The sequence below is a fragment of the Roseateles sp. FW305-36 genome (assembly GCF_058787015.1).
The window spans coordinates 158,324-180,861 of record NZ_JBYSZK010000014.1; the positions used below are offsets into that span (position 1 = coordinate 158,324).

Annotated in this window: 24 protein-coding genes; 10 read left to right on the forward strand and 14 right to left on the reverse strand. The window is 67.3% G+C overall.

Going from position 1 to position 22,538, the window contains the following annotated elements:
- Nucleotides 1-32: 32 nt before the first annotated feature.
- The 7 genes from glnA to AC3WOE_RS23255 all read right to left on the reverse strand — a co-directional run bounded on the left by glnA (nucleotide 33) and on the right by AC3WOE_RS23255 (nucleotide 7,202).
- Nucleotides 33-1,448, reverse strand: coding sequence for a type I glutamate--ammonia ligase (glnA, locus tag AC3WOE_RS23225; RefSeq protein WP_492693756.1), 1,416 nt, complete (start codon nucleotides 1,446-1,448; stop codon nucleotides 33-35).
- Nucleotides 1,449-1,612: 164 nt separating this feature from the next.
- Nucleotides 1,613-2,404, reverse strand: a complete 792-nt coding sequence (locus AC3WOE_RS23230; protein ID WP_492693757.1) for a competence/damage-inducible protein A — start codon at nucleotides 2,402-2,404, stop codon at nucleotides 1,613-1,615.
- Nucleotides 2,405-2,495: 91 nt separating this feature from the next.
- Nucleotides 2,496-3,341, reverse strand: coding sequence for an EI24 domain-containing protein (locus tag AC3WOE_RS23235; RefSeq protein ID WP_492693758.1), 846 nt, complete (start codon nucleotides 3,339-3,341; stop codon nucleotides 2,496-2,498).
- Nucleotides 3,341-4,321, reverse strand: a complete 981-nt coding sequence (locus AC3WOE_RS23240; protein ID WP_492693759.1) for a sterol desaturase family protein — start codon at nucleotides 4,319-4,321, stop codon at nucleotides 3,341-3,343. Before AC3WOE_RS23240 ends, AC3WOE_RS23235 begins: the two co-directional genes overlap by 1 nt.
- The gene (locus AC3WOE_RS23245) at nucleotides 4,318-5,166 is read right to left on the reverse strand and encodes a polysaccharide deacetylase family protein (protein WP_492693760.1); all 849 of its coding nucleotides are present in this window, start codon (nucleotides 5,164-5,166) and stop codon (nucleotides 4,318-4,320) included. Before AC3WOE_RS23245 ends, AC3WOE_RS23240 begins: the two co-directional genes overlap by 4 nt.
- Nucleotides 5,163-6,149: a YncE family protein gene (locus tag AC3WOE_RS23250; protein ID WP_492693761.1), complete on the reverse strand. Its 987-nt coding sequence runs from the start codon at nucleotides 6,147-6,149 to the stop codon at nucleotides 5,163-5,165. The genes AC3WOE_RS23245 and AC3WOE_RS23250 overlap by 4 nt, the downstream gene beginning before the upstream one ends.
- A gap of 240 nt (nucleotides 6,150-6,389) precedes the next feature.
- Nucleotides 6,390-7,202, reverse strand: a complete 813-nt coding sequence (locus tag AC3WOE_RS23255; protein WP_492693762.1) for a TIGR00266 family protein — start codon at nucleotides 7,200-7,202, stop codon at nucleotides 6,390-6,392.
- Between the two features lie 109 nt (nucleotides 7,203-7,311).
- Here AC3WOE_RS23255 and AC3WOE_RS23260 point away from each other — a divergent pair, with 109 nt between their 5' ends.
- The 8 genes from AC3WOE_RS23260 (at nucleotide 7,312) to AC3WOE_RS23295 (ending at nucleotide 13,012) form a co-directional block, all read left to right on the forward strand.
- Nucleotides 7,312-7,899 carry a GbsR/MarR family transcriptional regulator gene (locus AC3WOE_RS23260; protein WP_492693763.1) on the forward strand — a complete coding sequence of 196 codons (588 nt, stop codon included), beginning with the start codon at nucleotides 7,312-7,314 and terminating at the stop codon, nucleotides 7,897-7,899.
- 67 nt (nucleotides 7,900-7,966) lie between these two features.
- The gene (locus tag AC3WOE_RS23265; protein WP_492693764.1) at nucleotides 7,967-8,395 is read left to right on the forward strand and encodes a thiol-disulfide oxidoreductase DCC family protein; all 429 of its coding nucleotides are present in this window, start codon (nucleotides 7,967-7,969) and stop codon (nucleotides 8,393-8,395) included.
- 14 nt (nucleotides 8,396-8,409) lie between these two features.
- Nucleotides 8,410-9,225 (forward strand): sugar nucleotide-binding protein, encoded by an 816-nt coding sequence (locus AC3WOE_RS23270; RefSeq protein WP_492693765.1) that lies wholly within the window; start codon nucleotides 8,410-8,412, stop codon nucleotides 9,223-9,225.
- Nucleotides 9,222-9,587, forward strand: coding sequence for a DoxX-like family protein (locus AC3WOE_RS23275; protein WP_492693766.1), 366 nt, complete (start codon nucleotides 9,222-9,224; stop codon nucleotides 9,585-9,587). The genes AC3WOE_RS23270 and AC3WOE_RS23275 overlap by 4 nt, the downstream gene beginning before the upstream one ends.
- Nucleotides 9,584-10,060 (forward strand): DUF2269 family protein, encoded by a 477-nt coding sequence (locus AC3WOE_RS23280; protein WP_492693767.1) that lies wholly within the window; start codon nucleotides 9,584-9,586, stop codon nucleotides 10,058-10,060. The genes AC3WOE_RS23275 and AC3WOE_RS23280 overlap by 4 nt, the downstream gene beginning before the upstream one ends.
- Nucleotides 10,061-10,065: 5 nt before the next feature.
- The gene (locus tag AC3WOE_RS23285) at nucleotides 10,066-10,443 is read left to right on the forward strand and encodes a thiol-disulfide oxidoreductase DCC family protein (RefSeq protein WP_492693768.1); all 378 of its coding nucleotides are present in this window, start codon (nucleotides 10,066-10,068) and stop codon (nucleotides 10,441-10,443) included.
- A 23-nt stretch (nucleotides 10,444-10,466) separates the two neighbouring features.
- A complete protein-coding gene (gene ubiG / locus AC3WOE_RS23290; RefSeq protein ID WP_492693769.1) occupies nucleotides 10,467-11,207 on the forward strand; it encodes a bifunctional 2-polyprenyl-6-hydroxyphenol methylase/3-demethylubiquinol 3-O-methyltransferase UbiG in 741 nt (246 codons plus the stop codon).
- 128 nt (nucleotides 11,208-11,335) lie between these two features.
- Nucleotides 11,336-13,012 (forward strand): cellulase family glycosylhydrolase, encoded by a 1,677-nt coding sequence (locus AC3WOE_RS23295; protein ID WP_492693770.1) that lies wholly within the window; start codon nucleotides 11,336-11,338, stop codon nucleotides 13,010-13,012.
- A 14-nt stretch (nucleotides 13,013-13,026) separates the two neighbouring features.
- Here the strand turns inward: AC3WOE_RS23295 and AC3WOE_RS23300 are convergent, their stop codons facing one another.
- From AC3WOE_RS23300 to maiA, 7 genes are all read right to left on the reverse strand, one after another.
- Nucleotides 13,027-13,473: a hypothetical protein gene (locus tag AC3WOE_RS23300; RefSeq protein WP_492693771.1), complete on the reverse strand. Its 447-nt coding sequence runs from the start codon at nucleotides 13,471-13,473 to the stop codon at nucleotides 13,027-13,029.
- A gap of 103 nt (nucleotides 13,474-13,576) precedes the next feature.
- Nucleotides 13,577-15,529, reverse strand: a complete 1,953-nt coding sequence (locus AC3WOE_RS23305; RefSeq protein WP_492693772.1) for a methyl-accepting chemotaxis protein — start codon at nucleotides 15,527-15,529, stop codon at nucleotides 13,577-13,579.
- 202 nt (nucleotides 15,530-15,731) lie between these two features.
- A complete protein-coding gene (gene phbB, locus AC3WOE_RS23310) occupies nucleotides 15,732-16,469 on the reverse strand; it encodes an acetoacetyl-CoA reductase (protein ID WP_492693773.1) in 738 nt (245 codons plus the stop codon).
- Between the two features lie 29 nt (nucleotides 16,470-16,498).
- On the reverse strand, nucleotides 16,499-17,683 hold the full coding sequence (locus AC3WOE_RS23315) for an acetyl-CoA C-acetyltransferase (RefSeq protein ID WP_492693774.1): 1,185 nt from the start codon (nucleotides 17,681-17,683) through the stop codon (nucleotides 16,499-16,501).
- A gap of 20 nt (nucleotides 17,684-17,703) precedes the next feature.
- The gene (gene phaC, locus AC3WOE_RS23320; RefSeq protein WP_492693775.1) at nucleotides 17,704-19,380 is read right to left on the reverse strand and encodes a class I poly(R)-hydroxyalkanoic acid synthase; all 1,677 of its coding nucleotides are present in this window, start codon (nucleotides 19,378-19,380) and stop codon (nucleotides 17,704-17,706) included.
- A gap of 297 nt (nucleotides 19,381-19,677) precedes the next feature.
- Nucleotides 19,678-20,364, reverse strand: coding sequence for a peptidoglycan editing factor PgeF (pgeF, locus tag AC3WOE_RS23325; RefSeq protein WP_492693776.1), 687 nt, complete (start codon nucleotides 20,362-20,364; stop codon nucleotides 19,678-19,680).
- Between the two features lie 46 nt (nucleotides 20,365-20,410).
- On the reverse strand, nucleotides 20,411-21,046 hold the full coding sequence (maiA, locus tag AC3WOE_RS23330; protein ID WP_492693777.1) for a maleylacetoacetate isomerase: 636 nt from the start codon (nucleotides 21,044-21,046) through the stop codon (nucleotides 20,411-20,413).
- 34 nt (nucleotides 21,047-21,080) lie between these two features.
- On the opposite strand from maiA, the gene AC3WOE_RS23335 reads away from it, so the two are divergent.
- Together AC3WOE_RS23335 and AC3WOE_RS23340 are read left to right on the forward strand one after the other, a co-directional pair.
- Entirely contained in the window at nucleotides 21,081-21,635 is a 555-nt protein-coding gene (locus AC3WOE_RS23335; protein ID WP_492693778.1) for an NUDIX hydrolase, read from the forward strand.
- A 54-nt stretch (nucleotides 21,636-21,689) separates the two neighbouring features.
- Nucleotides 21,690-22,460: a substrate-binding periplasmic protein gene (locus tag AC3WOE_RS23340; protein ID WP_492693779.1), complete on the forward strand. Its 771-nt coding sequence runs from the start codon at nucleotides 21,690-21,692 to the stop codon at nucleotides 22,458-22,460.
- The last annotated feature ends 78 nt before the right edge of the window (nucleotides 22,461-22,538 follow it).

Here is a 22,538-nt window from a genome sequence, read left to right on the forward strand (position 1 = left end):
TGACCAGGCAGCGGAGATGCTGCCCATGGCCATCACAGCGCGTAGTACATGTCGAACTCGACCGGGTGCGTCGCCATGCGGAAACGCGTCACTTCCTGCATCTTCAGGTCGATGTAGGCGTCGATGTAAGAGTCGGTAAACACACCACCCTTGGTCAGGAAGGCGCGGTCCTTGTCCAGATAGTCCAGGGCCTGGTCCAGGCTGTGGCAGACGGTCGGGATCTTCGCGTCTTCTTCCGGCGGCAGATGGTAGAGGTCCTTGGTGGCGGCTTCGCCCGGATGGATCTTGTTCTCCACGCCGTCCAGACCGGCCATCAGCAGAGCCGAGAAGGCCAGGTAGGGGTTGGCGGAAGGATCGGGGAAGCGCGCTTCGATGCGGCGGCCCTTGGGGTTGCCGACGTAGGGAATGCGGATCGAGGCCGAGCGGTTCTTGGCCGAGTAGGCCAGCTTGACCGGGGCTTCGAAGCCGGGGACCAGGCGCTTGTAGCTGTTCGTGCCGGGGTTGGTGATGGCGTTCAGCGCGCGAGCGTGCTTGATGATGCCGCCGATGTAGTACAGCGCGAATTCGCTCAGGCCGGCGTAGCCGTCACCGGCGAACAGGTTCTTGCCGTCCTTCCAGACCGACTGGTGCACGTGCATGCCGCTGCCGTTGTCGCCGACCAGGGGCTTGGGCATGAAGGTCGCGGTCTTGCCGTAGGCGTGGGCGACGTTCTGGATGATGTACTTCTGCAGTTGCAGCCAGTCGGCGCGCTGCACCAGCGAGCTGAACTTGGTGCCGATTTCCATCTGGCCGGCGTTCGCCACTTCGTGGTGATGCACTTCGACCGGAATGCCCATCTGCTCGAGGATCAGGCACATCTCCGAGCGCATGTCCTGGCCGCTGTCGACCGGGGGCACGGGGAAGTAGCCGCCCTTGACGGTGGGACGGTAGCCGCTGTTGCCGTGCTCGTATTCCTTGGAGGAGTTCCAGGCGCCTTCTTCGGACTCGATCTTGAAGAACGAGCCGGACATTTCATTGCCCCAGCGCACGCTGTCGAAGATGAAGAACTCGGGTTCCGGACCGAAGTAGGCGGTGTCGCCCAGGCCGGAGGCCTTCAGATAGGCCTCGGCGCGCTTGGCCAGCGAACGCGGGTCGCGCTCATAGGCCTTGCCGTCGGCGGGGTCGACGACGTCGCAGGACAGGATCAGCGTCGGCTCTTCGAAGAAGGGGTCGATGTTGGCCGTGTTGGGATCGGGCATGAGCAGCATGTCCGAGGCTTCGATGCCCTTCCAGCCGGCGATCGAGGAGCCGTCGAAAGCGTGGCCCGAGATGAACTTGTCTTCATCGAAATGGGAAACGGGCACGGAGACGTGCTGCTCCTTGCCACGGGTGTCGGTGAAGCGGAAGTCAACGAACTTGACTTCGTTGTCCTTCACCATGCTCATCACATCGGCGACGGTCTTGGCCATCAATAGCTCCTAGCGGAATCGATCAGGGGTGGGTTGCCGCCGCCAGCACACGCGCGCCAGCGGCCACGGGGGATTCAAAGCAGGTTGCATGCCAGATGCACCGACATGGGTAGCTGCCCGGCAGCGCCGGGCATTATGTGGCGGGCCGGGTTACGGCGCGAGAACTATCGCACCAGCTCGGTGCTGATGGACGCACCAAACTGGATCACGCCCCGTTTGAGGGCGTCATAGGCCGCGGCCATGCGTTCAGGGTCCCCCTTCACACCGAGTTCGATGCAGCGGCCCCACTGGGGGTGATCGACGCTCGGCAGGCTGAAAACCTTGATGCCGGCGAAGTCGCTCTCGATGGCCTCCATCAGAGGCGTCAGGCTGGCTTCCATGGCGCCCTGGACGATCAGCGAGCGCTCGATGACGCCGACCTGGCGGTGCAGCTGCGGATAGCGGTCCAGCACCCAGGCCATCATCGGGTGGGCCATGACGGGGAAGCCCGGCACGAAGTGGACGTTGCCGACGAAGAAACCCGGAATCTTGTTGAAGGGGTTGGGCACGATGCCCGCGCCTTCGGGGAAGACGCCCATCTCGAAGCGGCGCAGGCTGTCGGGCTCGTCGATGGTGACGGTCTTGCCCTGCTCGGCGGCCGTCTGCTGGATGCGCTGCCAGATCAGCTCCTGCGCCTCGGGGTGCAGGGCCAGCGGCCGGCCCAGGGCCATGGCGGCGGACTGGCGGGTGTGGTCGTCGGGCGTGGCGCCGATGCCGCCGCAGCTGACGACGAGATCGCCGCTGGCGAAGGCCTCGCGCAGGCGGCCGACCAGCAGTTCACGGTCGTCGCCCAGGTACTGTGCCCACGCCAGCTGCATGCCGCGCTGGGACAGCAGCTCGATGAACTTGGCCAGGTGGGAGTCCTGGCGCTTGCCCGACAGGATCTCGTCGCCAATGATGATCAGTCCGACATTCACAGCTCACCCCCTTACGCGCTTCGCGCGCCCCCTTCGAGGGGGCACTGCCAGCGGCCCGGCAAAGCCGGATCCGCAGCAGTTGCTCGGCAAATCAAGACGACCCGTCTCGGGCCAACAGTACCTCGGACTCCGCCACCGGTTCCGCCGCCCGCCGCGCCTGCAGGGCGGCGAGCGCGTAATGCGTGAACCAGGCGGTGGAGAAGGCGAACACCAGCGTGTACAGCCAGATGGCCAGCAGCAGGGTGAAGGGCGCAAAGATGATGCCCGCCACGCCCGAGACGGCCCAGACCAGCGACGGCACGGCGCCGAGGTAGCCGCAGATCACGCCCATGGTCAGCATGGGGATGCGGTGCTCCTTCAACAGCGCGCGACGCTCCTCGGCCGAGGCATGGTCGGCCAGCACGTCGAAGCCGAAGACGCGATAGGTCAGCCAGCCCCAGATCAGCGGCGGCAGCACCATCACCAGCGGCGGGATCAGCCACAGCGGCATGGACAACACGATGAGCACCAGCGCCAGCAACGTGGCGCCCAGCGACGCAGCCACGCTCTGCGCCAGCGTACCGCCGCGCTTTTTCTCGAGCAGCGGAAAGCGCCGCTGCGCCACCAGGCGCACGATGGCCGGCGTCATCAGCAGGGCCACCAGCAGCAGGCTCAGCAGGATGACGACCGGCAGCACGCCCGCCAGCACGACGATGTTGGCCAGCACGCTGCGGAAGGACTGCAGGCCGAAGGAGTCCAGCCATTGCAGCAGGCTTTCGATCAGGTGCCAGCTCTCCAGCGTTGCGCGCACGGCGGCGATGGCGCCCTCCCAGAAAAAGAACATGAGACCGAACACCATGACGCCGGCAATGACCAGCGGCAGCAGCGACAGCCCGATGACGCGCGGGTGCAGGCAGTAGGCGACGGCGCGCCAGAAGGAATCGACAAGACCTTGCATCAGGCGGTTTTCCGTCGGAAGGAAGCGAAGAGACGGGCCAGCCCCAGCCATTGCTGGTGCCAGAAGCCGCGGCCGTAGTCGACGCCGCCCTCTTCGGGCAGCTGGTCGCGCACACCGGTGGCATCGAAGCGGTTTTCGAAACTGGCCGTGCGGAACAGCAGATCCCACAGCGGCAGCAGGATGCCGAAGTTGTGCCCCCCCAGCGTGCCGCGACCACCGGACTCGTGACCGATGCCGATGCTGTGGTGCAGGCGGTGAAAGCGCGGGCTGATCAGCAGTCGCTCGCCGATGCGGCCGAAGCTGATGCGCGCATTGGCGTGCTGCAGGCTCTCGTGCAGCTGGCTGATGACGGTGATGGCGACGAACTGGCCCGGCTCCACGCCGATCAGGCGGGCCAGCAGGGCCAGAGCGGTGGCCAGGATGACGTCGTCCAGCAGGTGGTTGCGGTTGTCGCTCCACATCGTCATCTGGCGCTGGCTGTGGTGCAGGCTGTGCAGGGCCCACCACCAGTTGAACTGGTGCTGGGCGCGGTGCAGCCAGTAGCCGACGAAGTCGAAGACGACGAGATACAGCAGCAGGCTGACCCAGGCGATGTCGGTCACGCCGGGCCACACGGCATCGAGCTGCCAGGTCGGCAGGCCGGCCATGCGCAGCTGACCGGCGATACCGTCCCACAGCGGCTCGATGCTGAAGAACATCGCCAGGCGCACGAGGCCGAGGCGGTGGATCAGCGTGTAGAGGACGTCGGTGCGCACGGCCGCATGGTCGATGACGGGCTCGACGGGCCAGCGCCGCTCCAGGATGCTGATGCCCCCCACGATGACGGCGATCTGGATCAGGCCCAGCAGCAGCCAGCCGGTCGCATCAAAGGCGTCCTCCAGCAGATTGCCGAAACCCAGGCCGAACACCACCGGCAGCACGACCGACTCGAAGAGCCAGGTCTGAGCGGCGTCGAAGGTGTTGGCGATCCAGTCGATCACGGCTTGCGGGCGTAGGTCTTGGGTTCGGTCTTCAGGGCGAGCTTGCTGTCCTTGACCTCGGCGGTCTTGAACAGGCTGGCGTAGCGCGGATGCTCGCGCAGCGGCGCAAAGCATAGGCCTCGCTGCTCCAGCCCCGTCATCAGCGGTTCCAGCACCGCGGGCGCCCAGGGGTCTTGCCGCTCCCAGATGCCCAGGTGGGCCAGCAGGATGTCGCCGGGCCTGATGTCCCGCAGCGCCTTCTCGAGCAAGAGGGCATTGGGGTGGCTCTGGCTGGGCAGCTCATCGCCGAGAAAGCCGGCGCTGCTCCAGCCCACATGGGTGAAGCCGCAGGCCTTGGCTGCGTTCAACAGGGCCTTGGACGAACGCCCGGCCGGCGCGCGGAAGATGGGCCCGAGGGACTTGCCCGTCATGGCCGTGAAGCGCTCGCCGACCTTCTTGAGGCTCTCGCAATACTGCTCGGGCGTGAGCTCGCGCACGACGGGCGGGTTGACGCCGGCCTGGGTGCGCACCTTGAAGCGCACCACCTTGCCCTCGGCATCCAGCACGTCTTCCATGAAGATGTCGTGGTCCCAGGTGTGGGCACCGAAGTCATGGCCCTCGGCCACGCGCTCGCGCCACCACGGCGCCCAGGTCTCGTCCAGCGTCGTGCCACCGGTCAGCGTGGGCTCGCTGGCCAGGAAGAAGGTCGCCTTCGCGTTGTGCTTCTTCAGCGTCTCGGCGATCAGCGGCGCGACACCCATATGGCCGGTGTCGAAGGTGAGATAGACCGGCTTGTCGCAAGACGGCTGTGCATGAACACAGATGGCGGCCGCGGCGGCCGCCAGCGCCAACAACCAGGCTTTCATAGGCGTGGGGTGTGATCCAACGTCCAGATGCCGTGCGGCGACTTGCCCACCTTGACCTGCTTGACCACCTTGCGCGTAGTGGTGTCGATCTGCGTGACCTTGCCGGCCCAACGCGAGGTGACGAGCAGGGTCTTGCCGTCGCTCAGCAGCTCCATGTCGTCCGGGCCCGCGGGGCCGGGGAACTGGTCGACGACGCTCAGCGTCGACAGGTCGATCTTGCTGATGGTGTTGGCGGCACGGTTGCTGACCAGCACGTGACGCTTGTCGCCCCAGGCGCGGAAGGAGTGGGCGCCGTCGCCGGTCTGGATGCGCTTGGCGAGCTTGGGCGCGCCGGCACCGCTGACGTCCCAGACCTCGACGAACTTGTCGCCGGTCAGGCCGATGAGGATGAACTTGTCGTCCGGCGAAAGAAAGATGTCGGCCGGCATCTTGCCCACGGCCTGCTTCCACTTGACGGTCTGCGTGGCCAGGTCGATGGCCATCAGCTCATCGCTGTCCTGAAGGCTCACGTAGAGCGTCGTGCTCTTGGTGTCGATGTTGAGGTGACTCGGCGTCTTGGGCGCCGGGATGCGCTTGACCAGCTGCAGCGGCTCGGTGGCCACGCTGCCCTGCCAGCGATAGAGATCGACGCGATCCAGCCGGTTGGACGCGGTGACGAACCATTTCATGTCCGGCGAGAAGCGCAGGTGGTAGGGGTCGGAAATGCCGCGCACCACGCGCTGGACCTCGGCCGTGCGCGGGTCGATGAAGGTCAGCGAGTCGGCCAGGGCATTGGCGACGATGAGGGATTTCTCATCGGGCGACAGGTAGAGGTGGTGGGGCTCCTTGCCCGTCGGGATGCGCTTGACGACGGAGAAGCTGACCGGGTCGACGACCGAGATGTCGGCGTCCAGGGAATTGAGCACGAAGACGGGCGGGCGGCCGTTGGCCTGGGCCAGGCCGGCCAGCAGCATCAGAAGCGCAAAGGCGCTGCGACGAAACATCGGAAGAAATCCTTGCAAAGCAAAAAGGGCGGCAGTTGCCGCCCTCCACAACGCCGCAGTTTACCGGTCGGCTTACTCGCCTTGCAGGCCGCGCCGTCGCAGAGCTCCGGCCACTCGTGAAGCGTCACCGAGTCCGCAGGGACTCGGTTCGGTCTTGCAGACCGCGCCGGCCATCACCATGGCCGGCCCTTCGGCAAGCGTCACAGAGCGCCCCGCGCTCTGCTCGGTCCGGCCAAAGCCTCACTCGTCATCGCCTCCGAGGATGCCGCCCAGCAGGCCGCCGGCGCCAAATCCGCCCAGAACCGAGCCTTCTTCCTTGTGGCCGCCCATCTGAGGCGCCGCCGCGAAGATGCGCGAAGCCAGGCGCGAGAAGGGCAGGCTCTGCAGCCAGACCTCGCCCGGGCCGGTCAGCTTGGCCAGGAACAGGCCCTCGCCGCCGAACAGCGCCGTCTTGATCTTGCCGACGTACTGGATCTCGAAATTGACGTTGGGCGTGTAGGCCACCACGCAGCCGGTGTCCACCAACAGGGTCTGGCCCGGCTGCAGGCTGCGGCGCACGATGGTGCCGCCGGCATGCACGAAGGCCAGACCGTCGCCGTCCAGCTTCTCCATGATGAAGCCCTCGCCGCCGAAGAAGCCGGTCGACAGCTTCTGCTGGAAGGCGATGCCCAGGGACACGCCGCGCGCCGCGCACAGGAAGGCGTCCTTCTGGCAGATCAGCGTGCCGCCGAGCTGCTTCAGGTCCATGGCGATGATCTTGCCCGGATAGGGCGCCGCGAAGGCCACGCGCTGCTTGCCGCTGCCGTTGTTGGTGTAGATGGTCGTGAACAGCGACTCGCCCGTCAGCAGGCGCTTGCCGGCGCCCAGCAGCTTGCCGAAGAAACCGCCTTGGGCCGCCGAGCCGTCGCCGAAGACGGCATCCATGCTGATGGCCGAGTCCATGAAGAACATCGAGCCCGCTTCGCCGATGGCCGCCTCGCCGGGATCGAGTTCGATCTCGACGAACTGCATCTCGGCACCCTTGATCTCATAGTCGACAACATCCATGGCCATGGCGGCTCTCCCGGGGATCTGAAAAACGGCCCGCATGATAGCCACGGCAAGCGGCCTTCATTTTTATTTCTCTATTGACAGAAATTACAGACGACGTACGCTTGCAGCCATGGAACTCACCGACATCGCGCGCCGCTTCATCGTCCACTGGGGCGAGATGGGCTCCAACTGGGGCGTCAACCGCAGCGTCGCCCAGATCCATGCCCTGCTCTTCGTGCACGGCCAGCCCCTGCATGCCGAAGATATCGCCGACACCCTGGTGCTGGCCCGCTCCAACGTCAGCAACAGCCTGAAGGAGCTGCTGAACTGGCGGCTGATCCGCGTCACCCATGTGCTGGGCGACCGCCGCGACTACTACGAGACCTCGGGCGACGTGTGGGAGCTGTTCCGCACCATCGTGCGCGAGCGCAAGGAACGCGAGTTCGATCCCACCGTCGCCCTGCTGCGCGAGCTGTCGCAGGACCCGGCCCTGGACCAGGAAGCCCCGGCCCTGCAGGACCGGCTGCGCAGCACCCTGGACTTCATGCAGACCCTGGGCAGCTGGAGCGACGAGATGCTGCGCCTGTCACCCGCCACGCTGGAGAAGATCCTGCGCCTGGGTGCCCAGGTGCAGCGCTTCGTGCGACCCGGCGAGGCGGCCGAGGCGGCCGCGCCCACGGTCTTCCCGGTCACGCCGCCGATGCCGCCGATGGGGTGACCCAGCATGCCTCCCTGCGAGGCCCTTTTTTTGCCTCTTAATTTCTCTTTTGACAGAAATAACCGCCGTGACTGCAAACATTCCTCAATTCCACACCGTCTACTTCGACGGCGCCTGCCCGCTGTGTCGTGGCGAGATGGCCCTGCTGAAGGCGCGCAACGCCAACGGCCTGCTCGAGTTCATCGACATCGCGGCGCCCGGCTTCGATCCCACGCCCCTGGGCGCCAGCCTGGACGCGATGCTGCAGCTCATCCATGTGCGCCGGCCCGACGGCGGCTGGCTCGTCGGCATCCCGGCCTTCGTCGTCATCTACGAGGCCACCGGCTTCCCCAACGTCGCCCGCTGGCTGCGCAAGCCCTGGTTCGCGCGCCTGGCGGCGCGCGCCTACCCCTGGCTTGTCAAGCACCGCTACCAGATGCCCCACACCCTGGTGCGGACGGCCTTTCGCATCCAGGAGCGCGCCTGCCCCGTCGACGACGCCTGCCGCATTCGCTGATCAAGGAGGCACACATGAAGATCCTCGTCATCGGCGCCGGCGGCTTCGTCGGCCGTCATGTACTCGCGGCCCTCGCAGCGGCCGGGCATGAGGCGCTGCGGGCCGACCTGGAGCCGGTCGACTGCTGGGACCTGCCCGAGGCCTGGGAAACCCAGCTCAAGGGCGTGGACGGCGTCGTCTACACGGCCGGGTGCCTGCGCGATCAGGCGGGCGGCGTGGGCGACCTGCTGGACCTGATGCACCACCGCGCGCCGGCGGCCGTGGCCGATGCCTGCGAGGCCCGCGGCATCAACCGCCTCGTGCACGTGTCGGCCCTGTGCAGCGGCGTCAGCGCCTATGCGCGCAGCAAGCAGGCCGGCGAGACCGCGCTGGCCGGGCGCGCCTGCATCGTCAGGCCCAGCCTCATCATCGGCGTCGGCGGCATCAGCAGCCGCCTGCTGGACCGCTTGAGCCGCCTGCCCTGGCTGCCCCTGCCGACCGTGGTCGCGCGCTGCCGCGTGCAGCCCATCCGCGTCGAAGACCTCGCGGCTGGCATCGTCGCGGCGCTGGCCACACCCAACGCGCCGTCGTGGACCGCGGTCGGTCCCGAAGCTGCCACCGTCGCCGAATGGATCGCGCGTCGGCGCGCCACGCGGGGCCTGAGCCCGGCCCGCCAGGTCGAACTGCCCGACGCGTTGACACGCGCCTCGGCCCGCCTGGGTGACCTCGTCCCCCTCGGCCCGTGGTGCAGCACGGCCCTCGACCTGCTGGCCCACGACAGCGCAGAGCCCGTCGAGACCTCACCGCTGGGCAGGCCACTGCGCAACGCCATGGAAGGCGCCTGGGCATGACGGCGAACCGACTCTCCCTGGCCAGCGCTTCGCTGGTGCTGCTGTGGTGGGGCACCGTCGCTGCCAGCCTGCATGACGGCGGCACGGCTGGCGTCGCGCTGCTTCAGCAAAGCACGGGGATGGCTGCCAGCACGGCGCTCACCGTCGTGCTGCTGGGCAGTGCCTGGGACGCCGCCATCGGCCTGCTCATCCTGCTGCGCCCCGGCGCCTTCACCTATCGCCTCGCCGCGGCCGGCGTCGTCGTCATGACGGCACTGGCCACGGTCCTGCTGCCCGCGCTGTGGCTGGACCCCTTCGGCCCCTTCCTGAAGAACCTGCCCGTGCTGGCCCTGCTCGCCCTGCTGGAGCGTCCCACCGCATGAACACCTATCTGCTCGTGAAATGGCTGCACATCGTCTCCAGCGTCGTGCTCGTCGGCACCGGCTTCGGCACGGCCTTCTATCTCTTCTTCGCCAACCGCAGCGAGAGTCTCGAAGCGCGCGCAGTCGTCGCCCGCCTCGTCGTCAGGGCCGACCTCTGGTTCACGACGCCGGCCGTCATCGTGCAGCCCCTCAGCGGCCTGTGGCTCGCGCATGTCGCCGGCTGGCCGGTCTCGACGCCCTGGCTGCTCGCCTCCATCGGCCTCTACCTGCTGACCGGCGCCTGCTGGCTGCCGGTGCTGTGGCTGCAGCTGAAGATGGCTCGCGAGGTCGAGGCTGCGTTGGCGCAACGCCGGCCGCTCGCGACGCAGTACCGGCGGTGGCAGCGGGCCTGGGAGTCGCTGGGCTACCCGGCCTTCACGGCCATGCTGGCGGTGCTCTTCCTGATGGTCAACAAGCCCTCGCTCTGGGCCTAGCTGCCATGTCCGACACGCCAACACGACCGCACACCGTCTACTACAACAGCGCCTGCCCCGTCTGCGACGCCGGCGTGTGCGTCATGCGCACACGCATTGCCGAGGGCGAAGTCGAATGGGTGGACGTGCGCCGCAACCCCGAACGCCTCGACGCGCTGGGGCTCGACCTGGAAGACGTCCGCGAACGGCTGCACCTCGTCGACGCCGCAGGCCGGCTGCAGATCGGTGCGCCTGCCCTGCTCACGACCTGGTCTCTGCAGCGCCGCTGGGGCTGGCTGCTTGGGCCGCTGCGTCTGCCCGGCCTGCGCTCCCTCGCCGCCTGGGCCTACAACGCCTTCGCGCGCCAGCTCTACCGCTGGAACCGCCGCCGGGGGCGCTGGTGATCGACTCAAGCAAGGAAAACAAGATGACCACCCGCACCAACTTCGACGCGGCCGAGCTCGACAAGTTCCAGGCGCTGGCTTCGCGCTGGTGGGACCCGCATTCCGAGTTCTGGCCCCTGCATGCGCTCAACCCGCACCGGCTCGAATGGATAGATGAACTGGCGGGCCTGGCCGGCAAACAGGCGCTGGACGTCGGCTGCGGGGGCGGCATCCTGGCCGAAGCGATGGCATATCGTGGCGCCACCGTGCTGGGCATCGATCTGGCCGACAAGGGGCTGAAGGTGGCAGCGCTGCATGCGGCCCAAAGCCAGGCTTCGGTGGCCTATCGCCATATCGCTGCCGAGGACCTCGCGGCCGAAACGCCGGCTGCCTTCGACGTGGTGACCTGCATGGAGATGCTCGAACACGTGCCCGATCCCGCCCAGGTCGTCGCCGCCTGCTCGGCGCTGCTGAAACCCGGCGGCTGGGTGTTCTTCTCGACGATCAACCGATCGCCTCTCAGCTGGTTGATCGCCATCTTTGGCGCCGAGCGCGTTCTGAAGATCCTGCCCCGCGGCACGCATGATTTCGCCAAGCTCATTCGGCCTGCCGAACTGAAGGCGATGGCCACCGCCACCGGTCTGGTCCTTCGTGAAGAAAAAGGCCTTCGCTACCACCCGATCACGAGGACTTTCAAGCTGGGCAACTGGATGGGCGTGAACTATCTGCTGGCGATGCAGAAGGCCCAAGCCGCATCCCTAGAACCTCATCGAGCTCCTGCGTAAACCCTAGTCGACCTCGATTTTGGAACCGGTTCCAATGCCGCCGGCGATTCGAGGTCAGGCCTTGATCTGCAGGGCCATCGGGTCGCCGCACACAAGCGTGAACACGCAAACAACGGAGACACCGAACCATGAAGAACCATTTCCGCTCGCCCTTGACACGAGGGCTCCTGATCGGCGCGCTTGCCGGCCTCACCGCTACGGCGCAAGCCGCCCTCCCAATGCTGCGGGCCAGCGGCCGCAATGTGGTCGACGCCGCCGGCAATGTCGTGCCGCAGCGCGGCGTCAACCTGGGCGGCTGGTTCGTCATGGAGAAATGGATGACGCCGCTGGACAGCGGCTCGCTCCCCGACACCTACAGCGTGATGCGCACGCTGAACAACCGCTTCGGCGTCACCGCCCAGCAGGCGCTCATCAAGGGCTACCAGCAGAACTGGGTCACCATCGCCGACCTCGACAACATCAAGGCCGCCGGCTTCAACACCGTGCGCGTGCCGGTCTGGTGGGGCCAGTTCTATCCGCTGGACAACGTCTCCAATGCCGGCTGGCGTTCTGACGCCTTCGAGATGCTGGACTGGCTGGTGAACGCCTGCGCCCAGCGCGGCCTGTACGTCGTCATCGTCATGCACGGCGCCGTGGGCAGCCAGTCCACCTCCGACACCACCGGCCAGGCCAACGCCAATGCCTACTGGGGCAATGGCAACAACCAGGGCAACACCGGCTATATGTGGTGGCAGATCGCCAACCACTACAAGGGCAACCCGACGGTGGCGGGCTATGACCTGCTCAACGAGCCCACCGGCGCGCCGAACAACGCCGTCGTCATCTCAGCCTACGACAGTCTCTACAGCACGGTGCGCTCGGCCGACCCCGACCACATCGTCTACCTCGAGGGCACCTTCTCGAGCTGGAACTGGGACATGCTGCCCTCGCCCGCCTCGCACAACTGGACCAATGTGGTCTACCAGATGCACGAGTACCAGTACGGCAACATGAGCGATGCGGGCGTGCGCGCCGGCACCGACAAGCAGGTCAACGACTTCAACAACCACGCCGGCTGGAACGTGCCCGGCTTCATCGGCGAGTTCAACGACTTCGGCAATGGCTCGGCCACCTGGCAGTACACGGTCAACGCCTACAACAACGCCGGCCTGAGCTGGACGATGTGGTCCTACAAGGCCACCCACGGCCTGGGCAACGACAGCTGGGGCTTCTACAACCCGACCTACTGGCCGGAGACGCCCAATGTCTCGACCGACTCGCAAGCCAGCATCGCCGCCAAGTGGGCGCAATGGACGACGGCCAAGGCCTTCGCCAAGAACCCCTCGCTGGGCGTGGACGGCGGCGGCGTCAACGGCCCGCGCGGCGTATCCACCGGCGGCTGGTTCAACGTCATCAACGTCAAGAGCGGCCTGTGCGTCGATGCCGCCGGCTGGGGCACGGCCAATGGCACGCTGCTGCAGCAGTGGGCTTGCGGCAGCAACCAGACCAACCAGGGCTGGCAGTTCCAGAGCGCCAACGGCGACGTCCGCAAGGTGGCCAACCGCGGCGCGAGTTCGGAAGTCTGGGACGTCGCCAACAACGCCTCGGCCAATGGCTCGCCGACCCAGCTGTGGGCCTACGGCGGCGGTGCCAACCAGCAATGGCGGCCGGTGCTGCGCAACGATGGCTACTACCAGTTCGTCGGCCAGGCCAGCAACCGCTGCCTGACGGTGGCCGGTGGCTCCACCGTCAACGGCGCGGCCCTGCAGATCGCCGATTGCGACGGCAGCGCCCAGCAGGGCTGGAAGCTGTCGGCCCAGCCCTGAGTCGCGGCGCTGCCTCAGTCCATGAGCGCCACGCGCAGCGGCGATTCGGCGCTCAGCGCGACGGCCTGGGTGCCGCCGACGGCGTGGGGCTCATGGCGGAGCAGGAAGACGAAGCGCTGATTGGCTTCACCGTCGTGAGCGCAGTCGAGGCGGTACACCGCGCTGCGGATGCCGCGGCGGAAATCGAAAGGCGCTCCCTGGAAACCGACGCGCGACACCGAACCCTGCTCGAGCTCGAACACCACCAGCATCTCGCTGGCCTGGTCGACCTCGGGCAGGCTCAGGCGGGCGCGCAACTGCTCGGCGTAGCCAGGGCAGGCCCGCGACACATCCACACGCGGCGCGGCGGCTGAGCGCGAGCCGCTGACGCCGACGGTCGGCAAGTTGACCTGGGCCTGGGCCTCGGGCTGGACGCAGCAGCAGGCCGCGGCGAGCAACAGCGTGACGAGATAGCGCGACATGGGGACCTCCTTGAGCCTGGTTGTTGGAACGCGGTCGCCGCCGCGTCCAGTCCAAGTTAGTGGTCAGCCCCGCGCCGGCCAACTGGCGCCGCCGCAAACCTCCTCAGCTCTGAGTAGCACCGCTCATGATGCGAAAGCGCGCCGCCGCATCGCGCAGCTGGCCGGCGCGATCCTCCAGCATCGAGGCCGACGCGGCCGTCTCTTCGACCAGCGCGGCGTTCTGCTGCGTCGTCGAGTCGACTTCGCGGATGGCTGCGGCCAGCTGGCGGATCTGGTCGGCCTGCGAGGACGACTGGCTGCTGATGTCGCCGACGATGGCGGCAACGCGGTGGATGGCCTGCACGATCTCGCTCATGGAGCCGCCCGCCTGGGCCACATAGGCCTCGCCCTGGTGGACGGTCTCGATGGAAGTGTTGATCAGCGTCTTGATCTCGCGCGCGGCCTCGGCCGAGCGCTGGGCGAGGGATCGCACCTCGCCGGCGACGACCGCGAAGCCGCGGCCCTGCTCGCCCGCGCGCGCCGCCTCGACGGCTGCGTTGAGCGCCAGGATGTTCGTCTGGAAGGCGATGGAATCGATGACCTGGATGATGTCGCCGATCTTGCGCGAACTGGCGGTGATCTCCTCCATGGAGCTCACCGCACGCTGCACGATCTCGCCACCCCGGCCGGCCAGGTCGGCCGCACCCTGCACCAGGTCATGGGCTTCGCGGGCACTGCTCATGTTGTGGTCGACCGTCTGCTCCAGAACGCCGGTGCTGGCGCTGGTCTGCTCGACGACCGAGGCCATGGCATTGCCGCGCGCCGACAGGTCCTGGTTGGCCCCCGAAATCTGCGTGGCCGAACTGGAGATGTGCTCGGCGCCGGCGCGCACCTCGTGCACGAGGCCGCTCAGCCGCTTCACGGCTTCGCGCATGGCGTTGGCAGCCACCACGACCTCGTCGCGGCCGTGCAGGGCGGCGGTTTCGCTCAGGTCACCCGCGCCCAGCGCTTCGATGCGGCGGCCCAGGGCGGCACAGGTGCTGCGCGAGGCCAGGTAATAGCTCACCAGTGCGTAGATGGCGATGACGACGAAGGCGATGGCCAGCACCATGGCCGTCCACAGCTCGCGCGCCAGGCGCTTGACGCGGACCTCGACGAGCTCGGCCAGCTTGGCCTCCGCGGCCCGCTCCAGCTTGTCGGTCGCGGCGATCTGCGCCGTGCCGAGGGCAAACCATTCGGCGGCCTCGACCTTGGGCGCCTCGCCCAGCACGAAGCTCTGGGCGAACTTCTCGCGGAAGTCCTTGCGGACGCGATCCGGCAGCTGCACGTCCAAGCCCTTGACAGCATCGGGGTTGGCGGCCGCCACGCGGTTCAGCGCAGCGGTCAGGCGGGTCAGGTATTCCTCGGTCAGCGTGTCGGCCTGGTGCAGGCGCTGCACGATGCCATAGGGCGGCGTGCCCATCTGGGCGGCAGCAGCGCCGAGAGCGCGCATGCGGCCCACGGCATCCCGCAAATGAGGCAGCGCATCGGTGACGCTGAGCATCAGGTAGTAGGTGTCGGCGTCGGGGTCCAGCGCCAGGTTGGACTCGGAGGAAGCCTGCTCGACCATGGACTGCACGGCATCGGTCAGCGCAAAGCTGGCGACGATGACGGCCTCGGGCTCGCCGGCGCCCAGGGCCACCAGGGCCTTGGCCTTGTCGCGAGCGGTACTCAGGCCGGCAGCGAGCTTGAGCAGGTCCTGTTCCGCGCCGATGAGCTTCTGCAAGGCATCGGCCCGGGCATTGAAGCCGGCCAGCGCTTCGTCGCGCCTGGCTTCGGCGCCGGGCGACTTCGCGCTCAGGCCGATGGAGGTGCCCCGCAACACCATCGCCGCGTTCAGCAGCGCGCTCACTTCACGCACCTGGACGACGCCGACCAGCTCCTTGGCCGAGAAGTCGCGCGCATCCGAGCGGTCGCCCGCCAGCGACACCAGCAGATAGACCAGTGGGATCGCAAAGCACAGGCAGACGATGAAGAACTTGTGCGCCATGGGCAGGCGGCGCATCAGTCGCACGGCAGGCAGAAAGACAAGGTTCATCCGACTCGTTCCGGTTGCTAATGCGCCAGCTCGAGGGGGCGCAGATGCCGAAATGTAGTCAGGCCGAGTCCCTGTTTCAGGTGACAACTTCACAGCCGCACGTCGTTCGGCGGCCTAGCGTGAAATCGTTGCCATCACGCCCCAGAGCGGTGCGGACAAAGAAAAAGCCGGCTGGCAGCCGGCTTTGTTGGGGCGCAAACCCTCAGCCCATGTGCAAACCACCGTTGCAGGAGAAGTCAGCGCCGGTCGTGAAGCCGCTGTCCTCGCCGGCCAGCCAGGTCACCACGGAGCCGATCTCCTCGGGCGTACCCAGGCGCTTGACGGGGATGGTCGCGACGATCTTCTCCAGGATCTCGGGCTTGATGGCCTTGACCATGTCGGTGCCGATATAGCCCGGGCTGACGGTGTTGACCGTCACGCCCTTGGCGGCCAGCTCCTGGGCCAGGGCCATGGTGAAGCCGTGCATGCCGGCCTTGGCAGCCGAGTAGTTGGTCTGGCCGGCCTGGCCCTTCTCACCGTTGACCGACGAGATCTGGATGATGCGGCCCCAGCCCTTTTCCACCATGCCCGGCACGACCTGCTTGGTCACGTTGAACATGGAGTTCAGGTTGGTGTCGATGACGGCCTTCCAGTCCTCGGGCGTCATCTTCAGGAACATGCGGTCCTTGGTGATGCCGGCGTTGTTGACCAGCACGTCGATGGCGCCGTGTTCGCCGATGGCCTTCTGGAAGGCCTCCACCGTCGAATCCCAGTCGGCCACATTGCCGACCGAGGCGTAGAAGCTGTAGCCCTGGGCCTTCTGCTCATCCAGCCACTTCTGGTAGTCGCGGCTGGGGCCGCAACCGGCGATGACCTTGAAGCCCGCCTTGCTCAGCTTCTGGCAGATGGCGGTGCCGATACCGCCCATGCCGCCGGTGACGTAGGCAACTTTTTGGCTCATGGATGTCTCCTGTTGTGGTGGGGTGAGTATCAGCGTTCGACGGTCAGGGCGACACCCATGCCGCCGCCGATGCACAGCGAGGCGATGCCCTTCTTGGCGTCGCGCTTGACCATCTCGTGCAGCAGCGTGACGAGCACGCGGCAGCCGCTGGCACCGATGGGGTGGCCCAGGGCGATGGCGCCACCGTTGACGTTGACCTTGCTGAGGTCCCAGCCCATCTCGTTGTGCACGGCACAGGCCTGGGCCGCGAAGGCCTCGTTGATTTCGAGCAGGTCGAGGTCGGCGGGCTTCCAGCCGGCGCGCTCCAGGGCCTTCCTAGCCGCGGGCACCGGGCCCATGCCCATATAGGCGGGATCGAGGCCGGCCGAGGCGTAGGAGGCGATGCGGGCCAGCGGCGTCAGGCCCAGGGCTGCCGCCTTGGAGGCGGTCATGACGACCACGCCGGCGGCGCCGTCGTTCAGGCCCGAGGCATTGCCGGCGGTCACGCTGCCGGCCTTGTCGAAGGCGGGGCGCAGGCCGGCCAGGGCTTCGGCGTTGGACTTGCGGTTGATGAATTCATCGGCCGAGAAGACGATAGGGTCGCCCTTCTTCTGGGCGATGCTGAACGGCACGATCTCGTCCTTGAAGCGGCCGGCGTCTTGCGCCGCGGCGGCCTTCTGCTGGCTGCCCAGCGCCAACGCATCCTGCTGCTCGCGGGTGACGCCGTACTTCTTGGCGACGTTCTCGGCGGTGATGCCCATGTGGTACTGGTTGTACACGTCCCACAGGCCGTCGACAATCATGGTGTCGATCATCTTCCAGTCGCCCATGCGCTGGCCGTCGCGCGAGCCCGGCAGCACGTGGGGGCTGAGGCTCATGCTCTCCTGGCCGCCGGCGATGACGATGTCGCTGTCGCCATCGCGGATGGCCTGCGCCGCCAGCATCACGGCCTTGAGGCCAGAGCCGCAGACCTTGTTGATGGTCATGGCCGGCACGGCCTGGGGCAGGCCGGACTTGATGACGGCCTGGCGGGCCGGGTTCTGGCCGACGCCGGCCGTCAGCACCTGGCCGAGGATGACCTCGTTGATCTGGTCACCGGCCAGGCCCGTGCGGCGCAGCAGATCCTGGATGACGGCCGCGCCCAGCTCGCTCGCGGGCGTCTTGGCCAGCGTGCCGCCGAACTTGCCGATGGCGGTGCGGGCCGCCGCGACGATGACGATGTCTTCTTTGCTCATGGAAGTCTCCTAAAAAACGATCAGGCCTTGGCCTTCACATACCGACCGGGCGCGGGCTCGATCGCCTTGAACTTGCGGTTGCCCGGCGCCTTGGGCGCAGGCTTCTTGGCGCCGGCATGCGAGGCCAGCCAGGCCGACCAGTCCGGCCACCAACTGCCCGGATGCTCGGTCGCGCTCTTGAACCAGGCGTCGGAATCGGCCGGCAGGGCCGCTCCCTTGGCGATCCAATGGCTGCGCTTGCCCTTGGCCGGCGGGTTGATGACGCCCGCGATATGACCCGAGGCGCCCATGACGAAGCGCTTCTTGCCCTTCAGGATCTGGGTGCTGCGGTAGGCGGCCTGCCAAGGCACGATGTGGTCCTCGCGCGAGCCGTAGATGTAGACCGGCGCTTGAATGGCGCCGAGGTCCAGCTTCTCGCCGCAGACCGTCAGCTTGCCCGGCTGCTTCAACTCGTTCTGCAGATAGGTGTGGCGCAGATACCAGCAGTACATCGGCCCCGGCAGGTTGGTCGAGTCGCCGTTCCAGTACAGCAGGTCGAAGGCGGGCGGCTGCTCGCCCTTCAGGTAGTTGCCGACGACATAGTTCCACACCAGGTCGTTGGGGCGCAGGAAGCTGAAGGTGGTGGCCAGCTCCTGGCCGTGCAGCAGTTGCGGCCCCTTGGGCGAGTCAGGGCCCAGCGTGGCCTCGCGCAGCCGGACGCTGGCCTCGTCGACGAAGATGTCCAGGATGCCGTTGTCGGCGAAGTCCAGCAACGTGGTCAGCAGCGTGACGCTGGCGGCCGGTTGCTCGCCGCGCGCGGCCAGCACGCCCAGGGCGGTGGCCAGGATGGTGCCGCCGACGCAGAAGCCCAGGGCGTTGATCTTGTCCTGGCCCGAGATCTCCTGCACGACACGGATGGCCTGGATGCCGCCCTGCTCGATGTAGTCGTCCCAGGTCAGGGCCTTGACCGATTCGTCCGGGTTGCGCCAGCTGACGACGAAGACGCGATGGCCCTCGGAGACGGCATAGCGGATCAGCGAGTTGTCCGGCTGCAGGTCGAGGATGTAGAACTTGTTGATGCAGGGCGGCACCATCAGGAAGGGCCGCGCATGCACCTCGGTCGTCAGCGGCGCGTACTCGATGAGCTGGAACAGATCGTTCTCGAACACGACGCTGCCCGCCGTGGTGGCGACGTTCTTGCCGACCTCGAAGGCGCTCTCGTCCGTCTGCGACACATGGCCGCGCTGCACGTCGTCCCACAGATGCTGCAGGCCGCGCGACAGCGTCTCGCCCTTGCTATCGAGCGCCAGCTTCTGTGCTTCAGGATTGAGCGCCAGGAAGTTGCTCGGCGAGGCCGCGTCGACGAACTGCTGCACCGTGAAGCGGATGCGCGCCTTGGTCTTGTCGTCGGCTTCGACCTGCTCGGCCATCTTGCCCAGCATGCGGCTGTTGAGCAGATAGAGCTGGGTCATGAAGCTGGAGGCCGGGTTGGCCCGCCATTCGGGCGCCGCGAAGCGCCGGTCGCTGATCGCCGGAGCCTCGCCCTGCCCCAGCGAGGCGTTCCAGAGCGCGGTGGCCTGCTTCAGATAATCGGCCTGGAGTTCGGCCAGGACCGTGGGCGAGATCTGCGGCAGATGCGCCATCTGCTGCATCAGGTCCGCGAAGGCGGCCGGCCCTTCCATCGCGGGCGGCGCGTCGTTCTTCTTGCGTGTGGCCATGTGTTCCTCGGAGCTCCCGCGTCAGCGGTGTTGTCTCGATCCGTTGCAATAAGCTTGCCACATCTCGCGGACCCAGCTTTTTAACCGCACGTGCTGACGTGCCAATGACACATGTATCTCGTTGCGATTGCCTGGGCCTATGTGGCGCTGATGATGGCCGCGGCCGAAGCGCTGAGCCCCCAGGGCACGCTCTTCGGCGCTTTCATCACGTTGATGCTGTATGGCGTCTTGCCTCTCGGCCTGTTGATGTACATCCTCGGCACGCCGGGCCGCAAGCGGCGGCGGCGTGCGGCCGAACTAGCGGCCGAGGCTGATACAGGCGGCCATGCGGCCCCGGGGCCGGCCGAGGGCCTCGCCCCGGAACGAGAAGAAGCGTGAATCATCGGTCAGCGTGCACCAGGAGCCGCCGCTGATTCGGGTGACATTGATCGAGGTCAAGCGTTCGCGAGCCAGCAGGGCCAAGTCGGCGCGCCAGCGAGGCTCGGGATTGGGTCGGTACAGGAAACCCGCCTGATCGCGTTCGATGGGCTCGCGGCCGAAAGCGGCCACCACCTCGGGACCGACCTCGAAGGCCTCGGGGCCGATGCAGGCGCCCAGCCAGGCCTTCACGTCGCGCGGCTCGCAGCTTGCGGCTTCACACAATTCCTTGACCGTGTTCTCCAGCACGCCGGCGGCCAGGCCGCGCCAGCCCGCATGCGCGCCGGCCACGCCGCCCGGCGCCGTGAACAGCACGGGCAGGCAATCGGCGACCAGGATGGCCACGGCCAGCTCAGGGTCGGTCGACACGGCCGCATCGGCCTTGGGCGCGTTGTCGTCATGCCAGTCCGCATTCAGGCGCACGACGTCGGCGCCATGGACTTGATCCAGAAAGACGGGCCGCGCGCCAAGCAGTTCGGCGAGACCCTCGCGATTGGCCTTGGCGACCTCGGGGTCACCCGCCTTCCTTCCAAAGTTCGGGCCGCGCGTCGTCATGAAGGCCGTCACGCCCGGCCCCAACTCGGAATGAAGGGGCCGCAGCCAGTTTGAAGGATCAAGCGGCATCGGGGCAGACGCTCGGGTGGGTGTTGGCAAAGGCCGGCAGGGCCAGGCAGGCCGTGTTGACGCGCATCACCGTCGGGTAGGCCTCCAGCGGGCATTCGAAGCGCTCGGCGTTGTAGATCTGAGGCACCAGCAGGCAGTCGGCCAGGCCCGGCGTATCGCCGAAGCAGAACTGCCCGGCCGTCTGCGCCAGCCGCTGCTCGACGATGGCCAGGCCCGTGGCCACCCAATGGCGATACCAGCGGTCCACCGTCTGCTGCTCCTGGCCGAGGTCGTTCTTCAGATAGCGCAGCACCCGCAGGTTGTTGATGGGGTGGATGTCGCAGCCTATGTCCTGGGCCAGCGCCCTCACCTGCGCCCGCTCGAGCGCAGTGCTGGGCAACAGCGGCGGCTCCGGGTGGGTCTCGTCCAGGTATTCGAGGATGGCCATGGACTGGCTCAGCCAGCGGCCGTCGTCCAGCACCAGGGCGGGCACGAGGTGGGAGACCTGCTGGTTGGCAAAGGGCTCGGCGAACTGCTCGTTCTTGGCCAGATGGATGGCCGCGTAGTCGTAGTCCAGGCCCTTCAGCGCCAGCCCGATGCGCACGCGCCAGGAGGCCGAGGAACGAAAGTAGTTGTAGAGCTTCATGATCTGGAATTCTGCCCCTCTATAAACTGGGCCGATGCCCTTTCCCGCCCCGCTCCGTCACTGCCCCAACTGCGGCACCGCCGTGGAGTACCGCATCCCCGCCGACGACAACCGCGAACGTGCGGTCTGCCCGGGCTGCGGCGCCATCCACTACCAGAACCCGTTGAACGTGGTGGGCACCCTGCCGGTCTGGGAAGAGGACGGGCGCGTGCTGCTGTGCCGCCGCGCCATCGAGCCGCGCCACGGCCTGTGGACGCTGCCGGCCGGCTTCATGGAGCTGAACGAGACCCTCGCCGAGGGCGCCTGGCGCGAGACGCGCGAGGAAGCCGGCGCCGACATCGAGATGGGGCCGCTCTACACCGTGCTGAACGTCGTGCGCGTCGGCCAGATCCACGTCTTCTACCGGGCGCGGCTGCGCTCCCCTGTATTCAACCCGGGGCCGGAGTCGCTGGAGGCCCGCCTTTTCGCCGAGAACGAGATCCCCTGGGACGACATCGCCTTCAAGACGACGCGGGAGACCCTGCGCTGCTTCTTCGACGACCGCCGCAAGGGTGTGGGCTACGGCCTGCACGAAATCGACATTCCTTGATCCGGTCCCGCGGCCGGCGCATCATCGACGCCATCTCCGGCGCAGGGGTGAGCCATGTCGACACGACGCGTGTGGTGCAAGACGGGGCTGGGTTGGATGGCGGGCCTGGGACTGGCAAGCCCGGCCCACGCCACGCCGCTGCGCGCCGTGGGCTCGCAGTTCGCACGCATCTTCGAAGGCGCCGAAGGCCAGGCGCCCAAGGGCCTGGCGGTGGAACTGCTGGCCATGCTGTTCGGCGACAACGTGCGCTGCGAGTGGGTGCCATGGTCGCGCGCCCAGTTGATGATCGAACAGGGCGAGGCCGACATCCTCATCGGTCCCTACCGCACGCCGGAACGCGAGGCGCGCATGCTGTTCAGCGTGCGCTCCTTCTACTCCGACGCCATGGTCTGGTACGCCCGCCGCGGCGAGGAAGGCCGCTGGACGGGCGAGGTGGCCGAGCTGGTCCAGACCCCCGTGGCGGCGGTGCGCGGCTGGGCCTATGGCAGCCGCTTCGAGCGCATGAAGACGGCCATGAACCAGCTGACCTGGGTGCAGAACGTCGAGGCCGGCCTGCAGATGCTGACCAAGCATCGCGTCGAGCTGTTCGCGGCCAATGACCGCAACTGCCAGCCGGTACTGCAGAAGCTGAACCTGAGCGACGCCGTGGCGCGCTGCTCGCCGCCGCTGGACGTGCTGCACGGTCACATGGCCTTTGCGCGCAGCGCCTCGGGCGACGACATCGCGCGGCGCTACGACCAGGCCTTCGAGCAGTGGCTGCGCACCGGCTCGGCCGCCGAGCTCTACCGCCGCTGGGGCGTGGACAGGCCGATCACGGCCGTCTAGGTGTGAAGAGTCAACACGTTCTTTCGAGATAGCGAGAGACGTGACATGGGCGGCTTGAGGTCAATGCCGTGATGCGGA